This is a genomic window from Capnocytophaga sp. oral taxon 326 str. F0382, assembly GCF_000318295.1.
Lineage (GTDB): Bacteria > Bacteroidota > Bacteroidia > Flavobacteriales > Flavobacteriaceae > Capnocytophaga > Capnocytophaga periodontitidis.
Genome location: NZ_KB291450.1, coordinates 1 through 25,861 on the forward strand (window position 1 = coordinate 1; position 25,861 = coordinate 25,861).

A 25,861-nucleotide genomic window follows, 5' to 3' on the forward strand; every position below is an offset into this window, starting at 1 on the left:
TTTAAACTAAACTTTTTGGACAGCCTCTTTTTATATATTAGTTAAATAGAATTAGCTTAGTTCTTTGGGAAACTTTGGATTCGTATTATCACTGTTGTTATGACAAACGATAAGAAAGCAGGTAAAAACCACTCTATTTTATAACTACTTAAGGGCAACAATGTTCTGAATTTAATAATCCATTCTATATTCTGCAAATCGCCGATGATAAAAAGTCCTGATAATACAGCGGTGAGTGTCACTCCTACTATATAAGGAGTATTGCTTTTTACTTGTTTACCAAAGAAAAGTACAAACAGCGTAAGCGCGATGGTGATAGGATATGAAAAATCTAACAAATAACCGGCGTAATGTATGATTTCTTCAACACTTTGAATAGAAAGGACAAAGGATACTATACTACAAATCCATACCCCCCATTTATAAGGAATACGCCCTTTGCTGATATTCTCGAAAATCTCACCCATAGCCGATACAATAGCAATCGCTGAGGTTAGACAAGCAAAAGCTACTGCTACTGAGATAACAATTCCTCCATTGCTACCCAATACATTGTAAGCTATGTGTTTTAGTATATCTATATAACTAACGCCTTCTTCTGAAGGGGAAAGATTAGAGGTTGCACCTAAATATAATAGTCCTCCGTAGATAAACACCAAACAGCCTGCGGATATTATCCCTGAGAGTATGGTAACCTGCTTTTTATCAGCCTCTCTTTGGTACCCTTCACGAACTATAGATGAAATAATTAAGCCTGAGAAAATAACCCCCGCCAGCACATCTAAAGTTAAATACCCTTTCGAAAAACCAAAAGCAAAGGCTTCTCTAAAGGTATAACCATTATCAGCCAACTCTTTAGGGGCATTGAGAGTACCCACAACTATCAAAATTGTAAGCGAAAGAATCAAAAAAGGTGTAAGGATTTTACCTATGATATCCACTATTTTAGCTTTTGAAATAGAAAGCAATAAGGTAATACCAAAGTAGAACACACCAAAGGTAATCTTGTCTATTTGAGGGAAGAAAGGTTGTACAGCTACTTCATAAGTAGTAGAACCCGTTCGTGGCACACAAATGAGAGGCCCTAGCGTAACGATGATAATGAAAACAAGCGCATTGACGAATAATGGGGGAAAACGCTTGCCTAAATCGGTGAAGGTGAGCCCTATGGAGGCTACCATTACCACCGCCAAGAACGATAGCAGTATGTCCGATACAAAGAAACCTGCAAAAGCCACACCACTTAAAGCTCCTATTTTTAATCCTATATAGGGAGGGATAACTAAATTGCCCGCCCCAAAAAACATCGCAAATAGAGCAAAACCAGCTGTTACAACAGTGATAAATTTCTTTTTATCCATAATCATTAGGTTTAATAGTTTATATCGCCACAAAGATACAACTTTCTTTTATTAAAAGAAAATTTTTCTTTATTTTTTCTTTGTTTTCTTTTTTTTTAGCAGTTAATACTACCTATTTGGATATTCATATCTCTTGAAGGAGAAAGAGCTTCCTAAAACCTAATATGGGGATATTTCATAGTAAATGCCTCTACTTTTTGTTGCAACTGGGCTAAAAACTGTTGGTGACTCTCAGTATCGGGATGAAAGGGACGGTGTAATAAGCCTTTCTGGATACTATCTACTTGTTTCATATCTGCTTGAGTGGCAGTTTCTATATAGGTAGCAACCAAACGCTCCCAAATATAATTGATAGCCATTTCCGATGGATGCACCATATCATTGGCGTAGAAACGATAGTCGCGCAATTCGTCTAATAGCAATTCGTAAGCAGGAAAATAAAGGCTCTTGTTGTTGGTGATAAGAGGGTATAGAGCTGAGAAGAGTTGTGATTTACTCACCTGATTTTCAAAGAAGCCGTCTTTGATATGGCGTACAGGAGAAATAGTAAAAATCACATTTATTGAGGGGTTGAGCTGTGTGAGTAGTGTAATAATATGATTGAGACTCTCGGTGATTTCTTCTATTGAGAGCAAGCGTTTAGAAAAGTGTTGAGAGGGCAATTTGTGACAATTTGCTACGATAGTATTGGTGCTGTTGTAGATATATACCCAAGCTGTCCCCAAGGTGATAAAACAAAAGCTCGCCTCTTGCAAGGCTTGTTGCAATTGTATTTGCTGGCTGTTAGCCAAGTGTATTGCCTCTTTGAGTGAGGGGCGGCTCATATCCGAATGAAAGTAGAAACTATGCCACAATTCATCGTGAAGGAAGAAATCTTCAGCGGTATAAGGAGTGTGTGCAATGGTATGTTGCAGAATATACTCAATAGCCTGTGGATGAAAGAGCACTCCAAACGGATTTACTGTAATAGAAAATTTGTAATAAGCGAACTTTTGTGCCATATTCACAGCAAAACACGAGCCTAAACTCACTATAGAGCTATAGTAAGTAATGCTTTTTGTTGCTTTAGAGATAGGCACAATTGTTCTAAAATCCATAGTTATAGTATTAGGAATTACTTTTTTCTAAATTCAACAAAAACTCCTTTCGGCTAAGACCACCTGCATAACCTATGAGCGTACCATTACTGCCAATCACACGGTGGCAAGGTACGATAATAGAGAGGCGATTTTTACTATTGGCATTGGCTACTGCACGAACGCCTTTGGGATTTCCTACAGCAATTGCTTGTTCTTTATAAGTGCGTGTCTCACCATACGGAATGGTTTGCAATACCTTCCACACTTCTTCCTGAAAGGGTGTGCCTACTAAGGTAATGGGTAACGTAAACTCTTTGCGCTCTTTAGCAAAATATTCTTTGAGTTGCTTTTCGAGTTCTAAAAGCAAGGCGTTTTCTTGCTCCATATCTTTAGCTTCCAAGCGCAAAAGTACTTCAGCTTGATCTCGATACCAAGTTGTTTGGTCAAGAAAATCTAATACACAAATAGCTTCATCAGTTGCCATTGCTATCATCACTCCTATTGGGGTGATGATTTTCTTCTTGTATAATTTCAGTATCTTTTTCTTCATTGGTAGCTTCGTTATTAGCATTGTATTCAGTTTCTTCTAAATCTTTAGATTTTTTTCCTAAGCCTATTTTAGGATGTTCTTGAGTTCCTGTTATTTTTATAGGAATACCTATGATTCCCAAAGGAGGTAAACCTAAACGCATTTTAAAGTTCAGTTTTCCGTCGAAACTGGTTTGTCCTTCAATACGTGGGCGGAATCCTGATACCTTAAACTTAAATCGCTCTACAGTGATGAGGTTGTTTTTAATCTCACTTTTGATGTCGATAGTAGAAAGTTTAGAATCTCTTAGTGCATCTGTACCTGTTTTATCACTAATCACATTGAAAAGTTTAAAACCTTTCATTTGTACATCTTTCACCGAAAGTACGCCTCCTCCTTTAAGTGAGGGGTAGATAGGTAACATCTCATCGTTGAGTTTTCCAGCTACTTTATAATCTAAAGAAACAATACCGTGTGCATCTTTAGCCATTGAAGCCATTTCTCTAAAGAGTTTGACCTCTTTATAAGCGCGTTGCACATCAAAGTTTTCAGCTTTGATATCAAAGTTAAAATGAGCGCGTTTAGGGGTTTCATCGCCGTATTTAGCATTGATTTGAGCGGTAACTCCTATAACGTTGAAGTTTACATTTTTCAGGGCTAAAGTACCTCTTTTTAGTTGCGTACTTCCTTTGAGGTTGAGAATGTCAAGCCCTTGAAAAACTACCTTTTTCAGGTTAGCATTTAGGTTAAAGTCAAAAGGTTTAGGTACTATCACTACCCCTTTTTCAGAAGTAACAGTAGGTGTTGGGGTTGTAGTAGTTTCATCTTTTGTTTCTTCTGGTGAGGAAGCAGGGGAAGCATACATAAACTCATCAACATCAATATAGTTAGAGACTACTGAAAAATTACCTCTCAGTATCTGATTTTTAGAGAACAAAAAGTTGATGACATTACTCATTCGTCCGTTCATCAAAAAATCGGATTTACCATAAGTAGCACGGAAATTAGTAAAGCGCATATCATCTTGCTGGAACCTGAAAAGTCCTTGCTGAATAATAAATGGTTTTGGTAAATATTCTGATATTGTTTTGATATTGCGAAGTTCAATGCTACCCTTGTTTTGCAATAAGTGATAACGCCCATTGGTGGCATCACTCTGTGTACCTTTTAGCGATACATCGGCATTGGCATAACCTTCTAATTCCAAGCCTTTTTGTGAGAATACTTTATAAATCTTAGCAATGTTGAGTTCACCTTTTGCTTGGATATCATAGTGAATATCGTCAAAATTTTCCATTGCTAAATTCACTGTAAAAGGCTTATTTTCAAAAAGAAAATTGAGAGGGTTGAGTTGTAACGCTAGTGTTTTCATACTGCCATCAGTATTCTCCACTTTGCCTTTAAAATGTATGTTGGTGATAGGATTGGGGTAATAAGGTGTTTTTACATAACCTTCCGAAAATTCTAAATTACCTTTGGTAATAGGGAATAGCTTTTGTTCTGGGGCATACGTTCCTTTAGATTTTATATCGGCTAAAAGTATTCCTTTTACCTCTAAATCTTTCATATCCAATAAGTGCATTACGTTTGCTACGTTGATGTTTGCACGCACTTTAGCATCAATCACTGGGGGATTGATACCGTTTAAATTCAAGATACCCGAAAAATATTCTTTGCCAATTGTAAAATAGATAGAATCGAGTTTAACCCCTACTTTATTCACATCTAAAGAGGGCAGACTCGTCTCTATGTTTAGGAAGAGATGTTCGGCTGGTGCAGGCACACCTTCATAGCCTACATAGCCGTCTCTCACTTTCATTTTAAAGAAAATATCGGGACTCAGGTTTTGTGAAGCAATATATTTTCCTTTCATTGAAAAGAAAATGTCAGTTTTTCCTTTAAGGGTAGCTTTCTTATGCCATTGGGTAAACTGAGGGGGCAAAGCTGTAAAGAAATCGTTGAGATTGCTATCTTTAGAATTGATTTCGAAATTGAGGTCATAACCATTGCTCAAGAAGTCTAACTTTCCTTTGAAGTCTACGGGTAATTGGTTTATTTTCAAATCGTTTTGCTGAAATATAAATGATAATGAATGCGTGTTGATTTGAGTGATAAGCTCTGCATTTACGTGTTTGTCCTTTAGATAAGTTTCACCACCAAAGATAAAATCTAATGATTGTATTTGGGCTTTGGTGCGCAAATCAAAAATAGATTCTTCTAAACCTCCTTTTCCAAAGTAGTTAAAGCCGTTGGCTTGAATGTAAATACCAGTAGATTTATCGTCATAAATCAATCGAGTATCTTTTAATTCAATGCGTTGTAAATCTACGCGAGCGTCATCATCTCCTTCGTCAGTAGTTTCTTCTGATGATTTGTACACATTATAACTCGCTCCTCCTTGTTTGTCTACTTGGATATGAACAAAAGCATTTTTAAGATAAATCTCCTCTATATCAATTTTTTTAGAGAAGAGCAATTCCTTCACATCTATCCCTAAAGAGAGTCGTTTTACCGATACTAAAGTGTCGTTCTCAAAGGGAGCTGACCCTTTGAGGAGTACATCGTCTAAGTTAAGGGTAAGAGAGGGAAAATGGGTAAAGAAAGTGAGATTTGCCTTAGAGAAGTTCAGTTCACCGTTGAGGTTGTCGTTGGCTAGTTTCTTTATTTTTTCGGTAACATACTCGGGGTAGAGCATTGGGAAAACAATTACAAAGGCTAATAGTAATCCCACTACTATTCCTAAGTATTTCAGCGTTTTAAGTAGATATTTCTTCATTTAGTCGATAAAGCTTCGTATTGCTAATTCATAACTTTTTATTCCCAACCCTACAATCACACCTTTGGCTACTGCTGATAAATAAGAATGATGACGGAAAGTTTCTCGGGCAAAAGTATTGGAGATATGTACCTCTATTACAGGAGTTTTAACAGCTTTGATAGCATCAGCTAAAGCGATAGAAGTGTGGGTATAAGCGCCAGCATTGAGCACTATTCCTTCAAAAGTAAAGCCTATTTCGTGAATTTTATCAATAAGAGCTCCCTCGTGATTGCTTTGGAAGTAGAGCAATTCACATTGAGGGAACTTAGTTTGTAACTCGGCTAATATCGCTTCAAAAGTTTGAGAGCCGTAAATTTCAGGTTCACGAGTTCCTAACAAGTTGAGGTTAGGCCCATTGATAATCATTATTTTTTTCATAAACACATCCTACTCTTCTATTTTGATGCGCCCTATACCTTTTACACTTTTCTTAAATACAGGCGGATTACCTTTTACAGTGATGCCACCTGCGCCTGCTATAGAAGCGTCTACATCTTCAGTTACGTGAGCTGAAATGTTTCCAGCGCCCGCTATACGCAAAGTAGCTTTTTTAGCGATGAGATTTTTAAGGTCTATATCGCCCGCTCCTTTTACTACGGCATTGAGTCGTTCGGCTGTACCTGTTATATCTACATCGCCTGCTCCAGCTACCTGTACATCAAGAGCGGTAGCCTCTACAGTAGCATCGAGGTCGCCACTGCCTTCTATTTTGAGCTGTAACTCACCTACTTTTAGTTTTCCTTGTGTAGAAACATCAACAGCACCTTTTGTTACTATCTTTTTCAAAGAAGTATTAATGGGTACATATACTGTTAATGAAGTTTTTAGTTTGTATTTATTGTCTATACTCACGTAGAGTACCTTATTTGATACACTTGTTTTCAAATACGGAAGTACCTCTTTTTGTCCTTTAATTTTTAAAGCACCACCTTCGCCTTCTGTGAGCACAAGATGATAAGCTCCCGATACTTCGACTGACTCATAAGCAGCTACTTTTCGGTCTTCAGTTTTGATTTCTTTTTCGCCATTAGTATTTTTTTGGCAATACACTACTCCTACTAATAGAGCAGTCATCATAAAAGTCATAATTTTTTTCATAATACATTTAATATTTGTTCTACTTTGTTTAATATCATTTCTACTGAAATGGTTTCTATGGCTTTTTCATAGCCTTTTGGGTATTTTTTTCCATAAACTGAAGTAGGAATGAGCGGATATAGTGTTCTATCGGCTAAAAGGGCATTCTCTTTAGGTTGATCATACGGATAAAAGCCTGCGTAAGGGTGTGTAACTCCCCAAAGAGTAATAGTTGGAATTCCATACATTGCTGATAGGTGCGCATTACCACTGTCCATTCCTATCATTATATCCAAATGAGAAATGAGTTCTAATTCTTGTTTGAACGAGAGCCTACCTACCATATTTTCGGTATTAGGCAACTGAATTTGAGCTACTTTTTGCTCTTCTTCTTTGCCACCTCCAAAGATGTAAATCATACTATTAGGGTAGCGCTGAGAGAGTTTTTCAATCACCTCACACATTTTGTCAAAAGGGTATTGTTTGCTTATAAAGGATGCAAAAGGTGCGACCCCTATGTGCAACTCACTTCCATTTAGCAAATTTTCTACAGGTTCGCTCAGTGGGGTAGGAGGGAGCAAATAGTCGTCGCTCAAATCAATAGGGAAACCTAGGGCATCGAATACATCGGCGTATCGCTGGTACGAAGGTTTTAACGGTTCAAAAACTTTAAATTTATAGCGTGTAAGAGCGTACTTTTCTCTCCTGCCTTTGTTAATCTGTTTAAAAGGTATTTTAGAGCCTTTAAAAAAAAGTTTAAGGATATTAGTGCGTAATACATTATGAATATCAGCCACTCCCTGAATTCCTTTTGCTTTTAGCTCTTTATAGAGCCTATACAAACCCATTAAGCCACTGTGTTTACCGTTGAGTTCAGGGCTAAAAACCTCTACATTAGGTAGATGAGAAAACATTGGAGCAAATAACGGACGTGTGAGGTAGGTAATTTTTACGTCAGGATATTGCTCAGAAAAGGCCGTTACAACAGGTACACTGATGGCTACATCACCCATTGCCGACATTCTAAATACAGCGATATGTTCCATTTTGTTTTGGTATGAATGTTTTTATTATTATCTTTGGCAGCTGAAAAGCTACCATCTCTAACTAAAATCAGTGCAAATGTAGTAAATAATTTTTAATATCAACTAAATATGAGGCATTTATTTTTACTTTTTTTTCTCACGCAGTTTATTTTCGCTCAAAATAGCACGGTTTTTACCTTCGATAAAAGTCTTCGTATAGACTTTAACTTACTCTCTGATGCCCAAAAAACAGAAGTAATTTTTGGTCAGCTAAAGAAAGAACCATATTGGGGAGGTTCACATTCACACCTCATTGCTCCTAATTTGGGGAATTTTCGTCTGCAAGTGTTTGATGGTACTCAATTAGTATTTTCAAAGGGGTTTAATTCTTTAGCTAATGAATGGGCTACTCTTGAAGAAGCAAAAGCTGAAAAACGCCTTTTTGCTCACGCAATGCAATTGCCTTTTCCTACTAAAAAACTCCTTTTGCATCTCGATAAACGCGATAAACAAGGAGTATTTCACACTATTGCTACTAAAGAATTATCTCCAGATGATTATTTTATTATTGAAGAAACACAACCCAGCTACCCTATAAAGCAATTGCTCAACAATGGCAATGCAGCTAAAAAAGTGGATATTGTGATTTTAGCAGAAGGTTATACAGTTACTGAAACTGAAAAATTCTACGCCGATGCACAACGTATGACGGACTATATGTTCACAATTCCCCCTTTTGATAAACTCAAAAAAGATTTTAATGTCTATGCCATTGCAGTGCCCTCTAAAGAAAGTGGTACCGATGTACTAGGAAAACATATTTATAAAAATACAGCATTTAACGCGTCTTTCTATACGTTTAATCAAGAGCGTTATCTTACTACTAATAGTATGCAAGCCATTGCTGATGCTGCCTCAGCTGTGCCTTATGACCAAATTTATGTATTGGTAAATACATCTACTTATGGAGGTGGAGCTTTTTATAATCACCTCAATTTAGCCTCAGCTGATAATGAACTCTCCGAAAAAGTGTACATACACGAATTTGGACACGGTTTTGTGGGCTTAGCTGATGAATATTACTACGATTGGGATCCTACTTTTCAAGAAACTTATGACCCTAAGATAGAGCCTTGGGAAGAAAACATCACTACCTTAGTGAATTTTGAGAGCAAGTGGAAAGATATGGTAAAAAAAGGAACTCCTATTCCTACTCCTCGTATCTCGAAATACAAAAATACCCTCGGTGCTTTTGAAGGCGGAGGGTATACTAGTAAAGGGGTTTATAGTCCTATGCAAGATTGCCGAATGAAATCTAACGATCCGAAGGGTTTTTGCCCTGTATGTGAACGTGCGATTCGCAAAACAGTTGATTTTTACACTAAATAGGATGTTAGCAGCTTGATAAGAAAGCTTCAACTATAGAAGCTGAAATACGTCCTGCTTCCTCTACAAACTCGTTATAGGAAATAGCGTTGCCCTCGCCTGCCTTATCAGATATAGCGCGTAACATCACAAAAGGGATATTTAGCATATAGCAAGTTTGTGCAATGGCAGCAGCTTCCATCTCTACAGCTTTAGCTTTAGGAAAGTTAAGTGAAATTTCATCAAAACGTTTAGGGTCTGAGATAAATGAATCACCACTTACTACTTGTCCGTAATGTAAAATGTACTGATGAGCAGAGGCTACAGATCTTAGTTTTTCATTCCACTGGGCATCAGCTTTGAAAGCAGGAGGCATTTGCGCTTGTTGTCCTATTTCGTAACCGAAAGCTGTTACATCTACATCGTGGTGACGCACTTCGGTAGCTAAGATTAAATCGTGTACAGAAGTATTGTCCAATCCTCCAGCGGTTCCCGTATTGATGATAAGTGAAGGGTGGTAATGCTCTATAAGCAAGGTAGTACCTACTGCGGCACTTACTTTTCCTATCCCTGATAGTAAAATCACTACCTCTTTACCGCAGAGTTTTCCCTCATAAAATACAAAGCGCCCTATTTTTGTTTCTTTACAATTTTCAATGGAAGCTTTTAAGGTGTTGATTTCAAGCTCCATTGCACCAATAATTCCAATCATATCAATTAATAATTAGCAATTTAGAAGGGGACTGTTTGAGTTGTCAAGCAGTCCCCTTCATTTCTATTTTACTTTCAATTAATTTTGTGCTACAGCTACAATAAGAGGTTCTATGTTCTGAGTTTTGTAAGTTTTAACCTCATTGTTTTGATCACTATATACTAATAAAGCTTTAAGTTCAGGGTGTTTAGCTAAGAACTCTTTGCTTTTTTCAAGTCCTATGATCATAAACATAGTAGAGTAAGCATCTGATTCTACAGCTGTTTTAGCAATTACAGTGGCACTGAGCATTTCTCCTGTCATTGGGTGACCAGTAAAAGGATTGATAATGTGCACAAAGCGTTTGCCATTTCCATCAATCCATACTCTACGATAGTTCTCATCAGTAGAAATTGATTCATTATTAAGGTTTAGAATTACTTCTTGGTAATTATTATTTAGTTCGTAAGGATCTTCAGCTTCTACTTTCCAAGGAGTATTGTTCACAATATCCCTACCAAGCACAATGCCTTCACTATCTACTTTTACATAGAAATTCTCAATGCCTTTAGATTTCAAGAAATCCGAAATTACATCAACGGTATAACCTCTTAGTACAGAAGTTAAGTCTAACTGGATAGCTGGACTTTGTTTTTTTACATAATCGTCATTGCTAATGTGAACTTTTTCAAAACCTACATATTTTTTCAAACTGTCGATTTGTTGTTCTGTAGGTAATTTAGAAATAGGTTGGATGGGTTCTTTACCAAACCCCCAAGCCTTCACAAGAATTCCTATAGTTGGATCATAAAATCCTCCACTTTCTTTCCATACTTTCTGTGCAGTGGCAAAAGCATTCTTAAAGTGATCGTTTACTTTAGTAGTTTCAATCCCTTGATTGATTTTTGATACAATAGATTCAGGATTGTAAGAAGAAATAGAGAGATCTACTACTTTTACAAGAGAATCGATACTGTGCTTCAAGTCAGTACTATCGGTAGAGATGTATTTCACGCGATAAGCTACACTACCACCTTTCCCTTCTACTTCATAAAGTTTTGGGGTTTTCTTTGTGTTATCACAAGAAAATAAGAGCAAAGCCCCCAAGCATAATGTTAAAATTTTTCTGTTCATATTTGCATATATTTAAAAATTGATATTTTAGTCTATTAAATTTTATTGTTTCTTTTCTAATTTTTCAAAAGGTTGGGTTTTAAAAGTAAGTTCTTGATTCTTATCGTTGCTATATACTAAAAGTACAGCTAAATTAGGGTGTTTTGCTAAGAAAGCTTTGCTTTTTTCCATTCCCATTACCATAAACATTGTGGCATAACCATCGGCGTACATAGTGGAAGGAGCTACTACAGTAGCACTGAGTACATCACTTTGGGAAGCACGCCCTGTAATGGGGTTGATGGAGTGTACATATTTGCGTCCGTTGCTATCCATCCATACTTTGCGATAATTACCAGAAGTTGCAAGCCCTTGATTTTTAAATTGTATAGTAGTGATTAGCTCTCTTTCATCTAAGGGTTTGATAGGGTTTTCAACACCTATTGTCCATTCTTTATTTTCTAAAGTATTTTTTCCTTTTAAGAACATCTCACCTGCTATTTCTACAATATAGTTTTCAATACCTTTGGAATTAAGAAAGGCAGCTACGACATCGGAGGTATAGCCTTGGGCGATGGCATTGAAATCAAACAATATTTCAGGGTACTCCTTTTTGATATGATTATTATCAGTAAGTTGTACTTTATTAAAGCCTACATACTTTTTAAGTTCTGTTATCTTTTCATCGGTAGGGAGATCTTTATCGGCTATTTTTTGTTTGCCAAATCCCCAAGCATTTACTAATACTCCTACAGTAGGGTCGAACAAACCTTCACTTTCTTGCCATATTTGTTTAGAAGCTTCAAAAACTTTTCTAAAGTGCTCGTCTACTACCACAGTGGTATCTCCGTTGTTGACTTTAGAAATATCAGAATCTGGCTTGTAGGTAGACATAGATTGGTCTATCACCTGTAAAATAGAATCGATAGCGGGCTGTAAGTTTTCATTACTACTACTTATATATTTAATATGATAAGTAGAACCTTGTGCTTCACCTTCTATAAAGTGTAATTTTTCAGTTTGGCAACCTACAAAAAGTAGGGGGATACTCAATAATAAATATTTCATTTTTTTATAAATGCAGGGCAAAGATACAGCTATTTTTTAAATCTGCAAGTATTTTTGCAATTATTTTTTTATATTTTTCTTAACATTTTTAACAACTCTTTAGCAACAAGGGAGTTAAGTGTTGTTATTTTTCTCTCTATTACCTCTTTTTACACAGAGGAATGATTTCATTTGCTACAATGCGGTAGCGTTCAATTTCTTCAGTGGATAATTTAGAAGCATAGTGTATTTCTTCTACCTCAAAACCTATGCCACGGAGTTTGTTAAAATAATCCATTCCGTATATTCTCACGTGGTCGTACTGACCAAAGATACGTGTACGCTCTTCGGGGTCGGTGATACTGTTGTCTTCAAAAGTAACTGCTCGGTTATAGTCTTGTGGTACTTGAAAAATGCCCCAACCACCTTTTTTCATCACGCGATAGAGTTCTCGCATTGCTTGGGTATCATCGGGGATGTGTTCTAACACGTGATTGCAAAATATCACGTCAAAGTTTTCATCTTCGAAAGGGAGGGCACATAAGTCGGCTTTTACATCAGCTAAAGGCGAATAGAGGTCGGTTGTGAGGTAATCGAGGTTAGCTTGCTTTTTAAATCGTTTATAGAAGGCTTGCTCGGGAGCTACGTGTAGTACTTTTAAGGGTTTGGAAAAGAAGTCTGTTTCGCGAGTGAGATAGAGCCATAACAACCTATGGCGTTCTAATGATAGGGTAGAGGGGGAGAGCACATTGGGGCGTGCTTTGCCATAGCCATAGGGTAAGAATTTTCTAAAAGTATATCCGTCAATGGGGTCTTGATATTTTTTACCTCGTAGATAGAAAGATAAAAAGGGGCGCACCCAATAGCTCAATTTGATGAGCCAAGGTCGGGGTACTTTGTTTAATATAGTGGTAATAATTGCCATTAGAAGCTATTTTTTAGTGGAATAGGGTTAGCCCTACACCTTTCATTTCATCAGAATAAACGGGGTAGAGAGCCATTTGTATGGATGATTTTTCTTTACGTTTGAGCAGTTTCGAAGTATAAGGGAAGAGCCAATAAGCTGCTTTTGCACTAAGGATACCTATCCCTGCTCCTCCTAATACATCACCTATCCAGTGGCGGTTGTTGTATAAGCGGAAGGTTGCCACCGTAGTAGCAAAGACATAGCCACTGATACCTACCCACACATTTTCATCTTTATATTCTTGCCATAGGATTTCCATTCCTGTGAAAGCAGTTGCTGTATGCCCTGAAGGGAAGGAGTTGAAAGCACTACTATCAGGGCGTTGTATTTTGGCAGTGTATTTCACTCCGTTTACCAAAGCCCCCATTATAGCATAGGCGGTAGCTCCTATAATCAATCGTTCTTTGACGGTGTGTTTAGCTTTTACGCCTAAGTTGCTAAAAGCAAAAACACTTACAATGGGAGCGTATTGTATATAGTCGTCAATACGTAACTTATGGCCGCCAGAATAATTATAAACGTGGCGCTGTACATAGCGATTTATGTAGGTAGCATTAGAAATTACTCCTAAGGTAATGAGAGAAGCAGGTAAAATTACTTGTTTGAGTTGTGGTTTCTCCGCATCACTGCGCAAAGTGTCGGCTACGATTCCTTGCTCATCCATTACTGATAAACTATCTGTCTGAGCTTTTATAGAGTGAATGAGCAGACAAACAAAAGCTATTGTCAGAAATAATATTTTCATTTTAGGTGTATCAGTAGTTAGTTTATAGAGAAATAGATTAGCAATGCAGTTCCGATTATGATGCGGTAGATGCCCCATACTTTGAAGCCGAATTTTGTGAGGATATGGATAAAGAATTTTACAGCTATCATAGCCACTACAAAAGCTATTACATTACCTATAATAAACAGCCAAAAACTCTCATCGGTTTTCATTATCAACTCGTAACCTTTTTCTTCGGCATTCCCCCATTTCTTCAAGAAAATAGAATATACAGTTACGGCAAGCATTGTAGGGACGGCTAAAAAGAAGGAGAACTCGGCAGCAGCTTTACGTGTGAGTCCTTGGGTCATCCCACCTATGATAGAGGCTGCCGAACGCGAGGTGCCTGGCATCATTGCTAAACATTGCCAAAAGCCAATGGTTATAGCTTTCTTTACACTGATTTGCTTCTCATCGTGAATGGTAGGGTTTTTAAACCAGTTGTCTACAAACAATAACATTATTCCTCCTATGATAAGTGTAATAGCAATGGCTTTTTGGTTACCTAAAACGGCTTCTATTTTGTCGTCGAAGAGTTTGCCAAGTATAAGAGCAGGCACTACGGCACAAGCTAATTTGAAATAGAATTGCCATTGAGTAAAGTTGAAGAACTTACGCCAATATAGCACTACAATTGAGAGAATAGCACCAAATTGTATAGATACCTGAAACATTTTCAAATATTCGTCATCGGGGATACCCATAAGAGATGCTGTAAAGCCCATATGTGCTGTAGATGAGATAGGAAGATACTCGGTGAGACCTTCGATAATGGCAATTATAATTGCTTGTAGTGTGTTCATTATTAGTTATTTTTTACTATTTTATAGAGTTTATCAGATAGTCGCACTCTGAAATTAGTTTTTATAGTGCAAGAATCGCCTTTTTTAGCACGTTCGGCAGGGACATCATTGACCATCATACTGGTAAGCTCAAGCTCTTGCACACCAGTAGAGGGGCCTGTGATGAGGATTTTGTCGCCTATTTTTATATCAAAGGCTTCAATAGCAAATTCAGCGATACCCGTTTTAGGGAAGTAGTGCTTGCCTTGCCCGATATACACTTTTTTTTGGGTAGCGTTAGAACCAGGGTTTTCGCTCCATTCACCCAATTTTTGTCCTAAGTAATAACCTCCCCAGAAGCCACGATTATATACAGTTTTTAGAGTCTCTATCCATCCTTCAAACTTATCTTTAGAATAAGTACCTGCGTAATAGGCATCAATAGCTTCACGATAGGTGCGAATTACAGTAGCTACATATTCTGGGGCGCGTCCACGCCCCTCAATTTTCAATACTTTTGCGCCAGTATCAATTACTTGGTCGAGAAAGTCGATAGTACAGAGGTCTTTAGGTGACATCATATATTCGTTGTCAAGTTCTATTTCAAAACCGCTTTCTTGGTCGATTACGGTGTATTTTTTACGACAATTTTGTTTGCAAGCACCTCTATTAGCTGAAGAATTGTGAGAGTGCAAACTCAAATAACACTTGCCTGATACTGCCATACAAAGTGCCCCGTGCCCAAATATTTCTATTTCTACTAGATTGCCTGAAGGACCTTTGATTTGCTCTTTTTCTATTTGCTCACATATTTTTTTTATTTGTCGCAAACTGAGCTCACGACTCATCACCATCGTATCGGCAAACATAGCGTAGAAACGCACGGTTTCGATATTGGTGATATTGATTTGAGTAGAGATATGCACTTCCATTCCTATTTGGCGGGCGTAGGCTATTACAGCCTGATCCATTGCAATCACAGCAGTAAGCCCTGCTTTTTTTGCTGCATCAAGTAGTGTTTTGATAATAGAAAGATCGTGGTCGTAGATGATAGTGTTGAGGGTGAGGTAGGTGCGGATGCCTTTAGGAGCACAACGGCGAGCAATTTCGTCAAGGTCGGCAATGGTGAAGTTAATGCTTGCTCTTGCACGCATATTGAGTTGGTCTACCCCGAAGTATACTGAGTCGGCACCGTTATCTATTGCTGCTTGTAGTGACTCGAAGTTTCCAGCGGGAGCCATTAGTTCAATTTTTCCTGTATTTGTCATTATTTATAGTGATTGAGGGCGCAAAGGTATGAATAATTTGTCAATTAGCCAATTACAACCCTATAACAACACCTATATTGGGTATAAAACCAGTGCTAAAAATGCTTTTGTCTTTTTTATAGAGCACATTGTAGCTTGCGCCTATTTGCACATACACATTGCCTCCTAAGTTCTGCATATATCCTCCCCCGATATAAAGAGCGTCCTCTTCGGTATTATATTTCATATTGGTAGTTTTGTGTTTTTGAGAGATGAAATAATGCTGATAGCTAGTGCTTATATAGGCTACCCTTCCTATATAGTATGATAAAGCAGGACCTACTGACACTGAAAGGCTACGAAAATACTCACTGTGTTGTAGTGAACCATTTACAATAGCGGCTAATTCTAAATCGTCGGTGATTTTATACCCCACACGTGGTGATATATCTACCCCTAAGCCATAAGAATAGCTAAAGCCTATATTTCCTCCAAAAGTCCAAGGATTAGGGCGGCTGTTTTGATAAGCAGGATCTAAAATGTTTGGGCTTTGAGCCATTGCCAAAGTTGCTACTGAAAAAAGTACTAAAGTTAACAAAAAGTGTTTCATATAGATTATAATTAATTAAGTTTAGAAATTAGGAGAATTTCATCGATTTAGTAGGTGATATTTTGGTAATCACATAGGTAGGGATGAGCAACATTAGTAAGCACAACAACAAGACCCCTATGTTGAGCAATATTACCCATAAGGGAATGAAAGCAATAGGTACTTCGCTTACATAATAGGTTGCTGGGTCTAACTTGATAATACTGTAACGCTGCTGTAACCACAATAGTAAGAAACCTAAAATATTACCCCATAATAAACCTAAACCTATGATATAGGTAGCATTATATAAAAAAATCTTGCGAATACTGCGGTCAGAAGCTCCTAAACTTTTCAGAGTTCCTATCATTGGGGTTTTCTCTAAAATGAGCACGAGAATAGCTGTAATCATATTAAATCCACCTACAACTATCATTATCCCGATGATGAGGTAAATATTAAAATCGAACATACTGAGCCACTCAAAAATAAAAGGAAATCTTTGAATAATTGTTTGTGAATCGAGGAAAGTACCAATTTTGCCGTATACCTGTTTGCCTACTGCCTCAATACGATCAAAATCTTTGATAAAAAGTTCAAAATTGCCTATCTCATCAGCTTTCCATTTGTTGATTTTTTGAATATGACGAATATCAGTGAAGATATACGATGCGTCAAACTCTTGAAAACCACTGTTGTATAAACCTACAATTTTAAAATTGCGTTGGTTAGGAGCTTGAGCAGCTTCGTCTTTTAAGAAGATAGCTTGGCAGTGGTCGCCGAGTTTAAGATGCAGTCTGTTAGCTAAATAGGTGGACATCAGTATCTCATCGGTCAGTTCTTCACTTGATACATTAGGAGTGCGCCCTTCGGTAATAAAATCGCGAATAAGTGACCAATTGTAATCTTGCCCTACACCTTTAGCGAGAATGGATTCGTAAGTATTCTCGGTACGGATAATTCCTCCTTTGGTTGCTACTGCTTGAATATGAGTAACTTCGGGCACTGCTGAAAAATTAGGGTAAAAATCCTGTTGTATGCTAATAGGTTTGGTAGTAACTTGTGAAGCAATTACTGCCGTAATCGAAAATTTGTATGTGACCGTGGAAAACTACTAATTTTTCTCTAATCTTTTGTTGCAAACCAATACCCGTAGCAATAGCGATGAGCATCATCACCATTCCTACAGCAATAGCAGCTATTGCCATTTTGATAATTGGAGAAGAAATTGTACCTTTGTCCCCTTTTGAGAAAATAACTCTTTTTGCTATGAAATATTCAACATTCAAAACAATAATGCCTTTTAGAAGTGCCAAAATTACACTTTTTTTCTTATGTACGTTCATTTCGTGCAAAAATAATGGACAATCGCAAGACTACTCTTCTGTGCAAAAAGCTGAAAAACAGACAAAAGAAGTAGTTGTAGGCGCAAACCGAATGTATCTTTATATTAAGGATTTGCGTGCAAAAAATATAGCTGTAGTCACTAACCAAACAGGAATTGTGAAGACTGAAAAAGGTAATTATGTACATTTAATAGATACCCTATTAAAGAAAAAAATAGACATCAGTAAGGTTTTTGCTCCCGAACACGGATTTAGAGGAGAAGCTGATGCGGGTGAAATGGTAAAAGATGGCAAAGATTCTAAAACGGGCTTACCTATCATTTCACTCTATGGTAAAAATAAAAAGCCTACCCCTGAACAACTGAAAGAGGTAGACCTCGTACTCTTCGATTTACAAGATGTAGGTGTGCGTTTCTATACTTATATTTCTACTTTACACTATGTAATGGAGGCTTGTGCCGAGCAGCATATTCCTATAATAGTGTTAGATCGCCCTAATCCTAATGCACATTATATTGATGGGCCAGTACTGAAACCACAATTTAAGAGTTTTATTGGGATGCACCCTGTGCCTGTGGTCTACGGAATGACTATTGGTGAATACGCTCAGATGATTAATGGTGAAAAGTGGTTGCACGAAGGTGTTACTGCTGATTTAAAGGTGATTCCGTTAGCGAACTATACTCACCAAACACCCTATAGACTACCAGTAAAACCATCGCCCAATCTGCCTAATGATATGTCGATAAACTTATACCCCAGTTTGTGTTTTTTTGAAGGAACTAATGTGAGTATGGGGCGTGGTACTTCTCAGCAGTTTCAAATTTATGGTTCACCTTATTTTGCGAAAAGTACATTTAGTTTTACACCCCACCCTAATGCAGGAGATAAAAATCCAAAGTTTAATGGGAAATTGTGTTATGGTGAAGATTTGAGCAAAACACCTCGCTTAAACCAACTCAATCTTTCTTGGCTTAAAAAAGCTTTTGAACAAAGTAAGGGGGTAAAAATGCCTTTCTTCACATCCTCTTTCAATAGAATAGCAGGTACCGATGCTCTCAAAAAACAAATTATAGAAGGTAAAACTGAAGCTGAAATACGCCAAACCTGGCAAAAAGAGTTAGGAAAATTTAAAGAAGTAAGAAAAAAATACCTGCTATATTAAAAAAAACAAGATAGGGTTTAAGGTGATACTTGTTAATCCTTAAAACCTATCTTCTAATTAACTAATATATTCGTAAGTCTAAAAACGTACGCCTACACCCAGTTGAATTTGTTGGGTAGTGGCTTTCTCTTTAAGGGTATTGCTAATATCAGAAAAGCCCCATACATAACGACCGTAAGCAAAGAGCGGACCTAAATTTACTTCGGCACCAGCAACTAACGAGAAGTCGGTATCTTTGAAAAGTTTTTTACCATTTTCCCAAGTGCTATCATCTTTATTAGCAAGAAAACTAAATTGCGGACCTGCGTGCAATGAAATCAACCCACTAGGATTGTATTTAAAGAGTAAAGGTACGCCTACATAGTTCAAAGTCTTTTCTTTATCAAACTTTTCATCCCACACTGATTGATAACTATCACGGAACTTTGTATTAGTTTGGCTAAATAGAATCTCGCCTTGTAGCCCCCATTTGTCATTGAAGTCATATTCTACAAAGCCGCCCAATTGGTATCCCAATTTGAAGCCTTTACTTATAGGCAACACCATCCAATTTTCCTAAGTTAGCACCTGCTTTAGCTCCTAAGTGAAACTCTTGGGCATAAGCAGTAGTGGTGAGTAGCATTATAGCAATAAAAGCTGTTAATTTAGTGATTGTTTTTTTCATACGCTTAATTATTGTTTAATGTTTCGCTGTGATTATCCCAAATAGCGTGCCAAAAAATAAAATAGCAAATTAGCAAATTTGGAAATTAATAAATTATATACTACTTTTGTGGCTTGAAAATATTAAAGTTACCACACCAATGATTATACACCATTTAGGCGAAGAGCCCTCTGTATTAAACCGATTTATCGCCCAGTTGCGCGACGTAAATATCCAAAAAGACCGTATGCGTTTTCGTAAAAATTTAGAACGTATAGGCGAAGTATTGTGTTATGAAATGAGTAAATTTCTACATTACAAAACTGAGGTAATTACTACCCCATTAGGTGAAAAAAAAGTACAATTACCCAAAGATGAGATTGTAATTTGCTCTATTTTGCGTGCCGGTTTGGCATTGCATCAAGGCTTGATGAACTATTTTGACAATGCAGATAATGCTTTTATATCGGCTTATCGCAAACACACTTCCGAAACCGATTTTGATATAATGGTAGAATATCTTGCCTCTCCTTCTTTAGATGGTAAAATACTTTTCTTAGCCGACCCGATGCTGGCTACAGGTCGTTCGTTTGCCAATGTGTTCAACGCTTTGAAGCCTTTAGGAACTCCTAAAGAAATACACTTATTTGCTGTAATTGGGGCACAACAAGGGATAGAATATTTAGAAGATAAATTTCCTGAAACCACTCACTTGTGGATTGCTACTATCGACCCACTCCTCAACGATCACGGTTATATAGTGCCTGGCTTAGGTGATGCAGGCGATTTAGCTTTTGGTAATAAAATGGAGTAAGAGTATTGTAGCAGGCAGAGATAATAGTATCCATAGTACAGTTTCCTTTAGCCACCATAGTCGTATTTTTTCGATATACAATGCAAAAAGTATGGCTATGGGGGCAAAAATATAAATCACTTCTTTTGATAAAAATGCTACAAGCAAACCTACCCATAAAAATTGTACTACCACTATTGAGCTAATGCTGTGATAAGTACTTCTGAAATAATACACTACTATTGATACTAAAAATAACAATCCTAAACTCATTAAAGCAATTGTTGTGGCAATAGGGTAGGAGGGAAGTTGTAATAATCGCATTATATCGGTAGTTACTAAGTTGTAATAACTATCAAAAGAAAAAGGTATTTGTAATATTATAAGTATAGCCCCTCCTAATAAAGCAATTACTAAAAGAGCTAAGAGGGGGATAAACCAATAACGGCGCTTCTCAGCCCCATAGAACAATAGCGAAGTCCATACATTTAGTATGAATACCAATGCCCAAGGATATAGCAAACTCGCACAGATAATGAGTGGGGAGGTATCCAATAACTTTTGAGGAATCCCCTCTCCAGTTTTTAAGGTAAGTACTCTCCACAGAGCTATGATGATCAGTAAGTTAGCTCCTACTAATTTTATATTGTCAAAAAGAGTAGGAAAGAGCACTATTAAAATACTGAAGAAGGCGATAGAATAACTGTTTTTAGTTTCGGTGAGTTCATTCCATCTATCTATTTGGTGCAGTAATATTAAGGAAAATAGAAGTAGTGTAAGGTTGATAGACAAAAATAAAAGATGTGCCCCAACCTCTAAAGGCTGTTGTAATATCTGAAATTGATATAGCCCATCGCCTATCAAAAGTGCTAATAGTACTATGATAAAGGTGATGGGCTTTGTATTTTCAAAGTATTTTGAGAGCATTTAGTTATTGCGGATTTTTAACGAATATTTACCAGAGGTTCCCGATACAGTAACATTGTAGTTGAGTAGAGGATAAGGTTTAGCAATATTTCCTAAAACAAAAGGATTACCTGTAGTTAGACTGTAAACTGTATGGCAACAAGAGCATCTTACATAAGTATAATCGTGGAGTTCATAATTAGCTTCTTCAGTAGGGGTTTTAACGCTGTATAACCTGCTGTAGCAGCCGTCTAAAGAGTGATTAGGACAAGCAGCTTCCCAAGCTAAATAACGTCCTTCACCATAACAAGTAACAAAAATGCCTCTGAGCCCTTGTTGAGAAATAAAAGCACTATTACCAATACTTTGGAGTCGATATCTTAGCATATCAAGTTCTGTAACATCAAGATTAATAGGCACCTCACCCAAGTAAGGATTGCGTGCACGTCGTTCTTTTTCACAACCCCACAATCCTATAAAAAGTATTATAATAATTATAAATTTTCTCATCATCTGTAACCTATTACTTAATTTATTTGTTATTTAAAACCTATATCCCACCCCTACAGAAAGTGTCCTATTTTTGAAATTGTAATCAGGACTGATACCTGTGCGAGTGAGACTAGTTTCGTCTGACTCAAAAATACTGGTGAGCCCTTGTACCCAGCGTGCTTCAAAAAACCACCCAGAGTCGGTCATATAACCAATGCCTACAGTCATTGCTCCATCGATAATGTCTAATGCATCGTCTTTTACACGTGTTACAGGGTCGGTACCTGCATCAAAGTAAAAGTTAGGTTTGTCGATACGATATTCTAACTGAGGTCCTATGTGCAAGTTGATACCTTTTCCTACATTGAAGCGCGCCATCACAGGTAAAGAGATATAATCTAAACTCAGTTTAGCTTTGCCATAAGTATTGGAGGTGATATTTGCTCCACGTCGGTTGTAAATACCTTCTACTTGTAGAGAGAACAAATTAGAGAGCGGGAACTCTAATGTAATTCCTGCAAAATAACCGTGATAAGGTTTAAAGCTAGCACTGTCACTCACGTTGCCTTTTAGGGTAGCGTAGTTGTACCCAGCTTTGAGTCCTATATATTGAGCTTCTATACTATAAGAAGCTAATAAACATATTGATAATAATACTATTTTCTTCATTGTTATTATATTTTTTTAGTAGTTATAATCTTTACAGGACAAGCCTTTTGAGCTTTTTCACAATCTTCAAAAATGCTATCGTCATAACTTTTGAGTGTAAAAAAACCTTTTTTCTCGGTAGAGCGTAATAGTACACTTTTGCCGTCCTTTTTAGACATTTGGAACTGCTCTGGTGCCATCTCTACACAATAGTTACATCCTATGCACTTTTCGCGCTGTAGAGTTACAATCACCATAGCCTTATGCATTTTTTTTTGTATTTTCTTCTTCGTTAGGTTTTACTAAAATGGCATATATTTCAATAGCAAAGCCTAATAGCACCAAAGCAGGGGCTAAGTGAATGCGTCTGAAATTAAAAATCGATGTATCAAATACTGCGGGGTTGTCGCTTCCGCCACCGCTCATCAGTATAAAACCAATAGCGATTACCGCTAATCCTATTCCCATTATGAGATAGTTTTTCTTTCCGAATATAGAAGTTGAATGATGTTTCATATCTGTTGTTTATTTAATAGTAGAGATCGTTTGTGTTTAAGTTTAAGAATCGTTGAGTAGCAAAATAAGTGCTCAACCAACTGATGAGAATTCCCATAGCGAAAATTCCTATAAAAACGATACATAATATCGTGTTGTCTAATAATATAGAAAACTCAGGGTATGATTTTACAATTGCTAAGAGTGCCCCGTAGAATAGCAGTATAGCGAGAAAAGCGCTCAAAATACCCAAGCGTACATTAGTGCGGATAAACGGGCGACGTATAAAACTACGGGTGGCACCTACCAATTGCATTGTTTTGATAATAAAACGTTTAGAGTAGATAGATAGGCGAATAGAAGCATTGATGAGTAGTACCGATACAAAGGTGAAGAGTGCGCTAAATACTAAAGTAATAAGTCCTATTCTATTTACGTTCTCGTGAATGAGAGCGACGAGGGATTGATCGTATACTACTTCCGATACAAAAGAGTTTTGTTCTAATTCACGTTTTATTTCAGCCATTTTATCGGGTTCAGCATAATCGGCTTTTAAGCTCAAGTCGATAACATTTTGTAAGGGGTTTGTACCAATGAAGCTCACAAAATCTTCGCCTATGTCCTTGCTAAAGGTTTCAGCAGCTTCATCTTTGGAGATAAATCGCAATGATTTTACAAATGAAGCTACTGAGAGTGTTTTTTGTAATTGAGCGATATCGGCACTTTTAGCTTCGTCTTTAATGAGGATAGTAACAGTTACTTGTTCTTTGAAGTGATTGGCTAACTTTTTAGTACTGAACACTAAAAAACCAAAGAATCCCAATAGGAAGAGTACTAAGGTAATGCTCACTATTACCGAAAAATAGGAAGTGAGTAATCGTCGTTTGTTAAAAGAATCAATAGACCGAGCCATTCTTGTTTTTTCTATTTATAAACTAAAAATCAGGCAAAAGTATAATATTTTTTTGAAATAGCAAAAAAAAACTAATTTGCTAGTTTTCTAATTTTTAAAATTTACTAATTATTTTGTATCTTTGCCTTAAATTTCTGCTCTATGAATCTAAAAAATATACTTATAATTGCTTTTTTAGGGCTTTTTGCTTTACCTTCATTGGCTCAAACCCTTACTGTAACAGGGAGAGTAGTAGATGAAGAGCACATCCCTATGTTTGGAGCTTCGGTGTGGGTAAAAGGCACTAAACGTGGAGCTATAGCCGATTTTGATGGGAATTTTAGTATAGAAGTGTCTGTAGGTGAAGTGTTAGAATTTTCTTTTTTAGGTTATGAAAAGATAGAACGCACTATCAAAGAAGATACTAAAAAAATTAATATTACTCTCAAAGAGGAAGAGACTGAAACGCTTTGTGATATTCCAGGGGCTCCACGATTGATGTTTCCAGCGGCACCTGGTGTTCGCGAATATTGGGAAAACTTGCCTTATCAAGGACAAAATATATATTCAAGAGATTATCGAGAGCTACCTACGGTTCAATTGACTGATGTTTTGGAAGGACGCGCCTTGAGTTTCAACGCAAGTACAAGTACAATCCGAGGAGGGAAGGTGCTTTATGTAGTTGATGGTATTCCTATAAGCCAAAATGCTGATGATATTGCGTATCTAACCCCACAAAATATACAACAAATAGAAGTGTTGCCTGGTGCCTCGGCAGCTGCCTTGTACGGAGGTGAGGCATCTAATGGAGCTGTGGTAATTACTACTAAAATAAGAAAAAACTGGGAAGCAAAACGTAATTTTTCATCGGCTACGGGCGTTTATAGCAACGGAAAAACAATTGCACAAAATGCAATTAGTTTATATATGGGTAATAATGATGAGCATCAAACCTATCTATCAGCTACTTCCTTGCAATCAGGGCGAGAAAATCAATTTTCACCTTATGAACGCTATCAACTCTTTGCTCGCCATAATAGTTATATTGGTAGAACGGGGTTGAATTTAGATCTTTCAGGGGGGTATTCTCACCAAAATCAACAAACATTAGTAGCTCCTGAAAATTTCTATGCTTTTTCAGGAGCACTAACTTATAGAAATTGGAGTGATTTTAATGTAGGGACTCATTTTAGGTTAGACAATCGTTCTTTGCCTTCTGAAAAACTTTCTTATTATACCGATGTGTTGCTCAATTATCTATGCTATTTAGATTATGGTTTTTTACTCCATTCTCATTTAGGAACTTCTTATGAAAGAGATAAAACAGCTGTTTTTGGGCTTACTTCTTTAGAATATGATGAGAAAGCCTATCTATATTTTTCGGCAAGGCGTGATTTTCCTACAGTAAGCTCAGCGAACGCCTTGTATTGGCGACCTACGATAGGAGCTTCAGTGTTACCACATCACATCTTTAAAAAATTACAAAAGAAGAGAAATAAAAAACTCACTAATAGCAAATTGCGTGGGGCCTACACTTGGGGAGCAGATACTTCTTACGAAATAGGTTTTGAAACCGAATGGTGGGGTAGTTTCTTTTGTGATGCTACCCTATATTGCACTTCATTAGAAGATACTTCCTTACTCAACAATCGCTTACAAACTGAAGGAGCAGAAATGAGAATAGGAGGGGTATACTACTACAAACAATATACTTGGCGCAACAAGTTCATCACTTCATTTAACGAAAAAGAAATAGGAACATCTTGGCGTTTGGGGTGGCAAACCTATATGAGTGATAATAATTGGCAACTTATAGCTCTGCTCACTTCCGACACTACACAATTACACTTACAAGAACTTTCGCTTAGTTACAATTTAAGAGGTTTGCTTGATGTTGCCTATTTTCTCAATGTGTCGCTCTACCATTCTGCTCCTCCTTCTACACCCAAAAACACAGGTTTGATGCTCAAAATTCATTTTTAAACGTTAAAAAAATATAAAAATTTTGTATTTTTAACTAAGAAG

At 37.0% G+C, this 25,861-nt stretch carries 25 protein-coding genes and 2 pseudogenes; 4 read left to right on the plus strand and 23 right to left on the minus strand.

Annotated elements, in window-relative coordinates; genetic code table 11:
• Positions 1-56: 56 nt before the first annotated feature.
• From brnQ to HMPREF9073_RS11740, 7 genes are all read right to left on the minus strand, one after another.
• Positions 57-1,361, minus strand: coding sequence for a branched-chain amino acid transport system II carrier protein (gene brnQ / locus HMPREF9073_RS11710; RefSeq protein ID WP_034555890.1), 1,305 nt, complete (start codon positions 1,359-1,361; stop codon positions 57-59).
• Positions 1,362-1,513: 152 nt separating this feature from the next.
• Positions 1,514-2,458: a GSCFA domain-containing protein gene (locus HMPREF9073_RS11715; RefSeq protein WP_009413991.1), complete on the minus strand. Its 945-nt coding sequence runs from the start codon at positions 2,456-2,458 to the stop codon at positions 1,514-1,516.
• Between the two features lie 10 nt (positions 2,459-2,468).
• A complete protein-coding gene (locus HMPREF9073_RS11720) occupies positions 2,469-2,933 on the minus strand; it encodes a methylated-DNA--[protein]-cysteine S-methyltransferase (RefSeq protein WP_009413992.1) in 465 nt (154 codons plus the stop codon).
• Positions 2,914-5,745: an AsmA family protein gene (locus HMPREF9073_RS11725; protein WP_009413993.1), complete on the minus strand. Its 2,832-nt coding sequence runs from the start codon at positions 5,743-5,745 to the stop codon at positions 2,914-2,916. The genes HMPREF9073_RS11720 and HMPREF9073_RS11725 overlap by 20 nt, the downstream gene beginning before the upstream one ends.
• The gene (gene aroQ, locus HMPREF9073_RS11730; protein ID WP_009413994.1) at positions 5,746-6,165 is read right to left on the minus strand and encodes a type II 3-dehydroquinate dehydratase; all 420 of its coding nucleotides are present in this window, start codon (positions 6,163-6,165) and stop codon (positions 5,746-5,748) included.
• 9 nt (positions 6,166-6,174) lie between these two features.
• Positions 6,175-6,885: a head GIN domain-containing protein gene (locus tag HMPREF9073_RS11735; RefSeq protein ID WP_009413995.1), complete on the minus strand. Its 711-nt coding sequence runs from the start codon at positions 6,883-6,885 to the stop codon at positions 6,175-6,177.
• The gene (locus HMPREF9073_RS11740; protein ID WP_009413996.1) at positions 6,882-7,910 is read right to left on the minus strand and encodes a glycosyltransferase family 9 protein; all 1,029 of its coding nucleotides are present in this window, start codon (positions 7,908-7,910) and stop codon (positions 6,882-6,884) included. The genes HMPREF9073_RS11735 and HMPREF9073_RS11740 overlap by 4 nt, the downstream gene beginning before the upstream one ends.
• Positions 7,911-8,018: 108 nt before the next feature.
• Here HMPREF9073_RS11740 and HMPREF9073_RS11745 point away from each other — a divergent pair, with 108 nt between their 5' ends.
• Positions 8,019-9,278, plus strand: a complete 1,260-nt coding sequence (locus HMPREF9073_RS11745) for a M64 family metallopeptidase (RefSeq protein ID WP_009413997.1) — start codon at positions 8,019-8,021, stop codon at positions 9,276-9,278.
• Positions 9,279-9,282: 4 nt separating this feature from the next.
• Here HMPREF9073_RS11745 and HMPREF9073_RS11750 read toward each other — a convergent pair whose 3' ends face one another.
• The 9 genes and pseudogenes from HMPREF9073_RS11750 to HMPREF9073_RS11790 all read right to left on the minus strand — a co-directional run bounded on the left by HMPREF9073_RS11750 (position 9,283) and on the right by HMPREF9073_RS11790 (position 17,664).
• Complete coding sequence (locus HMPREF9073_RS11750) at positions 9,283-9,966, minus strand: 5'-methylthioadenosine/adenosylhomocysteine nucleosidase (RefSeq protein ID WP_009413998.1); 684 nt, start codon at positions 9,964-9,966, stop codon at positions 9,283-9,285.
• Positions 9,967-10,044: 78 nt separating this feature from the next.
• Positions 10,045-11,079, minus strand: a complete 1,035-nt coding sequence (locus tag HMPREF9073_RS11755) for an FAD:protein FMN transferase (RefSeq protein WP_009413999.1) — start codon at positions 11,077-11,079, stop codon at positions 10,045-10,047.
• A 42-nt stretch (positions 11,080-11,121) separates the two neighbouring features.
• A complete protein-coding gene (locus HMPREF9073_RS11760; protein ID WP_009414000.1) occupies positions 11,122-12,126 on the minus strand; it encodes an FAD:protein FMN transferase in 1,005 nt (334 codons plus the stop codon).
• A gap of 139 nt (positions 12,127-12,265) precedes the next feature.
• The gene (locus HMPREF9073_RS11765) at positions 12,266-13,030 is read right to left on the minus strand and encodes a class I SAM-dependent methyltransferase (RefSeq protein ID WP_009414001.1); all 765 of its coding nucleotides are present in this window, start codon (positions 13,028-13,030) and stop codon (positions 12,266-12,268) included.
• Between the two features lie 13 nt (positions 13,031-13,043).
• Positions 13,044-13,817, minus strand: a complete 774-nt coding sequence (locus HMPREF9073_RS11770) for a phosphatase PAP2 family protein (RefSeq protein WP_009414002.1) — start codon at positions 13,815-13,817, stop codon at positions 13,044-13,046.
• A gap of 17 nt (positions 13,818-13,834) precedes the next feature.
• On the minus strand, positions 13,835-14,641 hold the full coding sequence (locus HMPREF9073_RS11775) for an undecaprenyl-diphosphate phosphatase (RefSeq protein WP_009414003.1): 807 nt from the start codon (positions 14,639-14,641) through the stop codon (positions 13,835-13,837).
• 2 nt (positions 14,642-14,643) lie between these two features.
• Complete coding sequence (locus tag HMPREF9073_RS11780) at positions 14,644-15,888, minus strand: peptidase U32 family protein (protein WP_009414004.1); 1,245 nt, start codon at positions 15,886-15,888, stop codon at positions 14,644-14,646.
• A 52-nt stretch (positions 15,889-15,940) separates the two neighbouring features.
• Positions 15,941-16,477, minus strand: a complete 537-nt coding sequence (locus HMPREF9073_RS11785; protein ID WP_009414005.1) for a hypothetical protein — start codon at positions 16,475-16,477, stop codon at positions 15,941-15,943.
• 28 nt (positions 16,478-16,505) lie between these two features.
• Positions 16,506-17,664 (minus strand): annotated as a pseudogene (locus HMPREF9073_RS11790) (ABC transporter permease).
• A gap of 61 nt (positions 17,665-17,725) precedes the next feature.
• Here HMPREF9073_RS11790 and HMPREF9073_RS11795 point away from each other — a divergent pair.
• Complete coding sequence (locus tag HMPREF9073_RS11795) at positions 17,726-18,967, plus strand: exo-beta-N-acetylmuramidase NamZ domain-containing protein (RefSeq protein ID WP_369699439.1); 1,242 nt, start codon at positions 17,726-17,728, stop codon at positions 18,965-18,967.
• A gap of 78 nt (positions 18,968-19,045) precedes the next feature.
• Here HMPREF9073_RS11795 and HMPREF9073_RS11800 read toward each other — a convergent pair.
• A pseudogene (locus HMPREF9073_RS11800) lies at positions 19,046-19,631 on the minus strand (porin family protein).
• Positions 19,632-19,770: 139 nt separating this feature from the next.
• On the opposite strand from HMPREF9073_RS11800, the gene upp reads away from it, so the two are divergent.
• Entirely contained in the window at positions 19,771-20,424 is a 654-nt protein-coding gene (gene upp / locus HMPREF9073_RS11805; RefSeq protein ID WP_009414011.1) for a uracil phosphoribosyltransferase, read from the plus strand.
• On the opposite strand, the gene HMPREF9073_RS11810 is transcribed toward upp, so the two are convergent.
• Genes HMPREF9073_RS11810 through HMPREF9073_RS11835 form a run of 6 tightly spaced genes read right to left on the minus strand, consistent with a single transcriptional unit; the run spans position 20,398 to position 23,857 of the window.
• Positions 20,398-21,330: a hypothetical protein gene (locus tag HMPREF9073_RS11810; protein ID WP_009414012.1), complete on the minus strand. Its 933-nt coding sequence runs from the start codon at positions 21,328-21,330 to the stop codon at positions 20,398-20,400. The genes upp and HMPREF9073_RS11810 overlap by 27 nt on opposite strands.
• Positions 21,331-21,819: a hypothetical protein gene (locus tag HMPREF9073_RS11815; RefSeq protein ID WP_225883633.1), complete on the minus strand. Its 489-nt coding sequence runs from the start codon at positions 21,817-21,819 to the stop codon at positions 21,331-21,333.
• A 33-nt stretch (positions 21,820-21,852) separates the two neighbouring features.
• A complete protein-coding gene (locus HMPREF9073_RS11820; protein ID WP_009414014.1) occupies positions 21,853-22,470 on the minus strand; it encodes a porin family protein in 618 nt (205 codons plus the stop codon).
• 5 nt (positions 22,471-22,475) lie between these two features.
• Complete coding sequence (locus HMPREF9073_RS11825; RefSeq protein WP_002680813.1) at positions 22,476-22,706, minus strand: ferredoxin; 231 nt, start codon at positions 22,704-22,706, stop codon at positions 22,476-22,478.
• 4 nt (positions 22,707-22,710) lie between these two features.
• Positions 22,711-22,965, minus strand: a complete 255-nt coding sequence (locus tag HMPREF9073_RS11830; RefSeq protein ID WP_009414016.1) for a DUF3098 domain-containing protein — start codon at positions 22,963-22,965, stop codon at positions 22,711-22,713.
• 13 nt (positions 22,966-22,978) lie between these two features.
• Positions 22,979-23,857 (minus strand): ABC transporter permease, encoded by an 879-nt coding sequence (locus tag HMPREF9073_RS11835; protein ID WP_034555892.1) that lies wholly within the window; start codon positions 23,855-23,857, stop codon positions 22,979-22,981.
• A gap of 141 nt (positions 23,858-23,998) precedes the next feature.
• Here HMPREF9073_RS11835 and HMPREF9073_RS11840 point away from each other — a divergent pair, with 141 nt between their 5' ends.
• Positions 23,999-25,819 (plus strand): carboxypeptidase-like regulatory domain-containing protein, encoded by a 1,821-nt coding sequence (locus HMPREF9073_RS11840; protein WP_009414018.1) that lies wholly within the window; start codon positions 23,999-24,001, stop codon positions 25,817-25,819.
• Positions 25,820-25,861: the final 42 nt, after the last annotated feature.

Coding starts and splice junctions, on each gene's coding strand:
- HMPREF9073_RS11715 (WP_009413991.1), bottom strand. CDS start 2,458: ATGGATTTTAGAACAATTGTGCCTATCTCTAAAGCAACAAAAAGCATT.
- HMPREF9073_RS11815 (WP_225883633.1), bottom strand. CDS start 21,819: ATGAGAAAATTTATAATTATTATAATACTTTTTATAGGATTGTGGGGT.
- HMPREF9073_RS11750 (WP_009413998.1), bottom strand. CDS start 9,966: ATGATTGGAATTATTGGTGCAATGGAGCTTGAAATCAACACCTTAAAA.
- HMPREF9073_RS11770 (WP_009414002.1), bottom strand. CDS start 13,817: ATGAAAATATTATTTCTGACAATAGCTTTTGTTTGTCTGCTCATTCAC.
- HMPREF9073_RS11740 (WP_009413996.1), bottom strand. CDS start 7,910: ATGGAACATATCGCTGTATTTAGAATGTCGGCAATGGGTGATGTAGCC.
- HMPREF9073_RS11825 (WP_002680813.1), bottom strand. CDS start 22,706: ATGGTGATTGTAACTCTACAGCGCGAAAAGTGCATAGGATGTAACTAT.
- HMPREF9073_RS11835 (WP_034555892.1), bottom strand. CDS start 23,857: ATGGCTCGGTCTATTGATTCTTTTAACAAACGACGATTACTCACTTCC.
- HMPREF9073_RS11795 (WP_369699439.1), top strand. CDS start 17,726: ATGAAATATTCAACATTCAAAACAATAATGCCTTTTAGAAGTGCCAAA.
- HMPREF9073_RS11720 (WP_009413992.1), bottom strand. CDS start 2,933: ATGATAGCAATGGCAACTGATGAAGCTATTTGTGTATTAGATTTTCTT.
- HMPREF9073_RS11760 (WP_009414000.1), bottom strand. CDS start 12,126: ATGAAATATTTATTATTGAGTATCCCCCTACTTTTTGTAGGTTGCCAA.
- HMPREF9073_RS11725 (WP_009413993.1), bottom strand. CDS start 5,745: ATGAAGAAATATCTACTTAAAACGCTGAAATACTTAGGAATAGTAGTG.
- HMPREF9073_RS11775 (WP_009414003.1), bottom strand. CDS start 14,641: ATGAACACACTACAAGCAATTATAATTGCCATTATCGAAGGTCTCACC.
- HMPREF9073_RS11745 (WP_009413997.1), top strand. CDS start 8,019: ATGAGGCATTTATTTTTACTTTTTTTTCTCACGCAGTTTATTTTCGCT.
- HMPREF9073_RS11755 (WP_009413999.1), bottom strand. CDS start 11,079: ATGAACAGAAAAATTTTAACATTATGCTTGGGGGCTTTGCTCTTATTT.
- HMPREF9073_RS11810 (WP_009414012.1), bottom strand. CDS start 21,330: ATGCTCTCAAAATACTTTGAAAATACAAAGCCCATCACCTTTATCATA.
- HMPREF9073_RS11765 (WP_009414001.1), bottom strand. CDS start 13,030: ATGGCAATTATTACCACTATATTAAACAAAGTACCCCGACCTTGGCTC.
- HMPREF9073_RS11830 (WP_009414016.1), bottom strand. CDS start 22,965: ATGAAACATCATTCAACTTCTATATTCGGAAAGAAAAACTATCTCATA.
- brnQ (WP_034555890.1), bottom strand. CDS start 1,361: ATGGATAAAAAGAAATTTATCACTGTTGTAACAGCTGGTTTTGCTCTA.
- aroQ (WP_009413994.1), bottom strand. CDS start 6,165: ATGAAAAAAATAATGATTATCAATGGGCCTAACCTCAACTTGTTAGGA.
- HMPREF9073_RS11785 (WP_009414005.1), bottom strand. CDS start 16,477: ATGAAACACTTTTTGTTAACTTTAGTACTTTTTTCAGTAGCAACTTTG.
- HMPREF9073_RS11820 (WP_009414014.1), bottom strand. CDS start 22,470: ATGAAGAAAATAGTATTATTATCAATATGTTTATTAGCTTCTTATAGT.
- upp (WP_009414011.1), top strand. CDS start 19,771: ATGATTATACACCATTTAGGCGAAGAGCCCTCTGTATTAAACCGATTT.
- HMPREF9073_RS11840 (WP_009414018.1), top strand. CDS start 23,999: ATGAATCTAAAAAATATACTTATAATTGCTTTTTTAGGGCTTTTTGCT.
- HMPREF9073_RS11780 (WP_009414004.1), bottom strand. CDS start 15,888: ATGACAAATACAGGAAAAATTGAACTAATGGCTCCCGCTGGAAACTTC.
- HMPREF9073_RS11735 (WP_009413995.1), bottom strand. CDS start 6,885: ATGAAAAAAATTATGACTTTTATGATGACTGCTCTATTAGTAGGAGTA.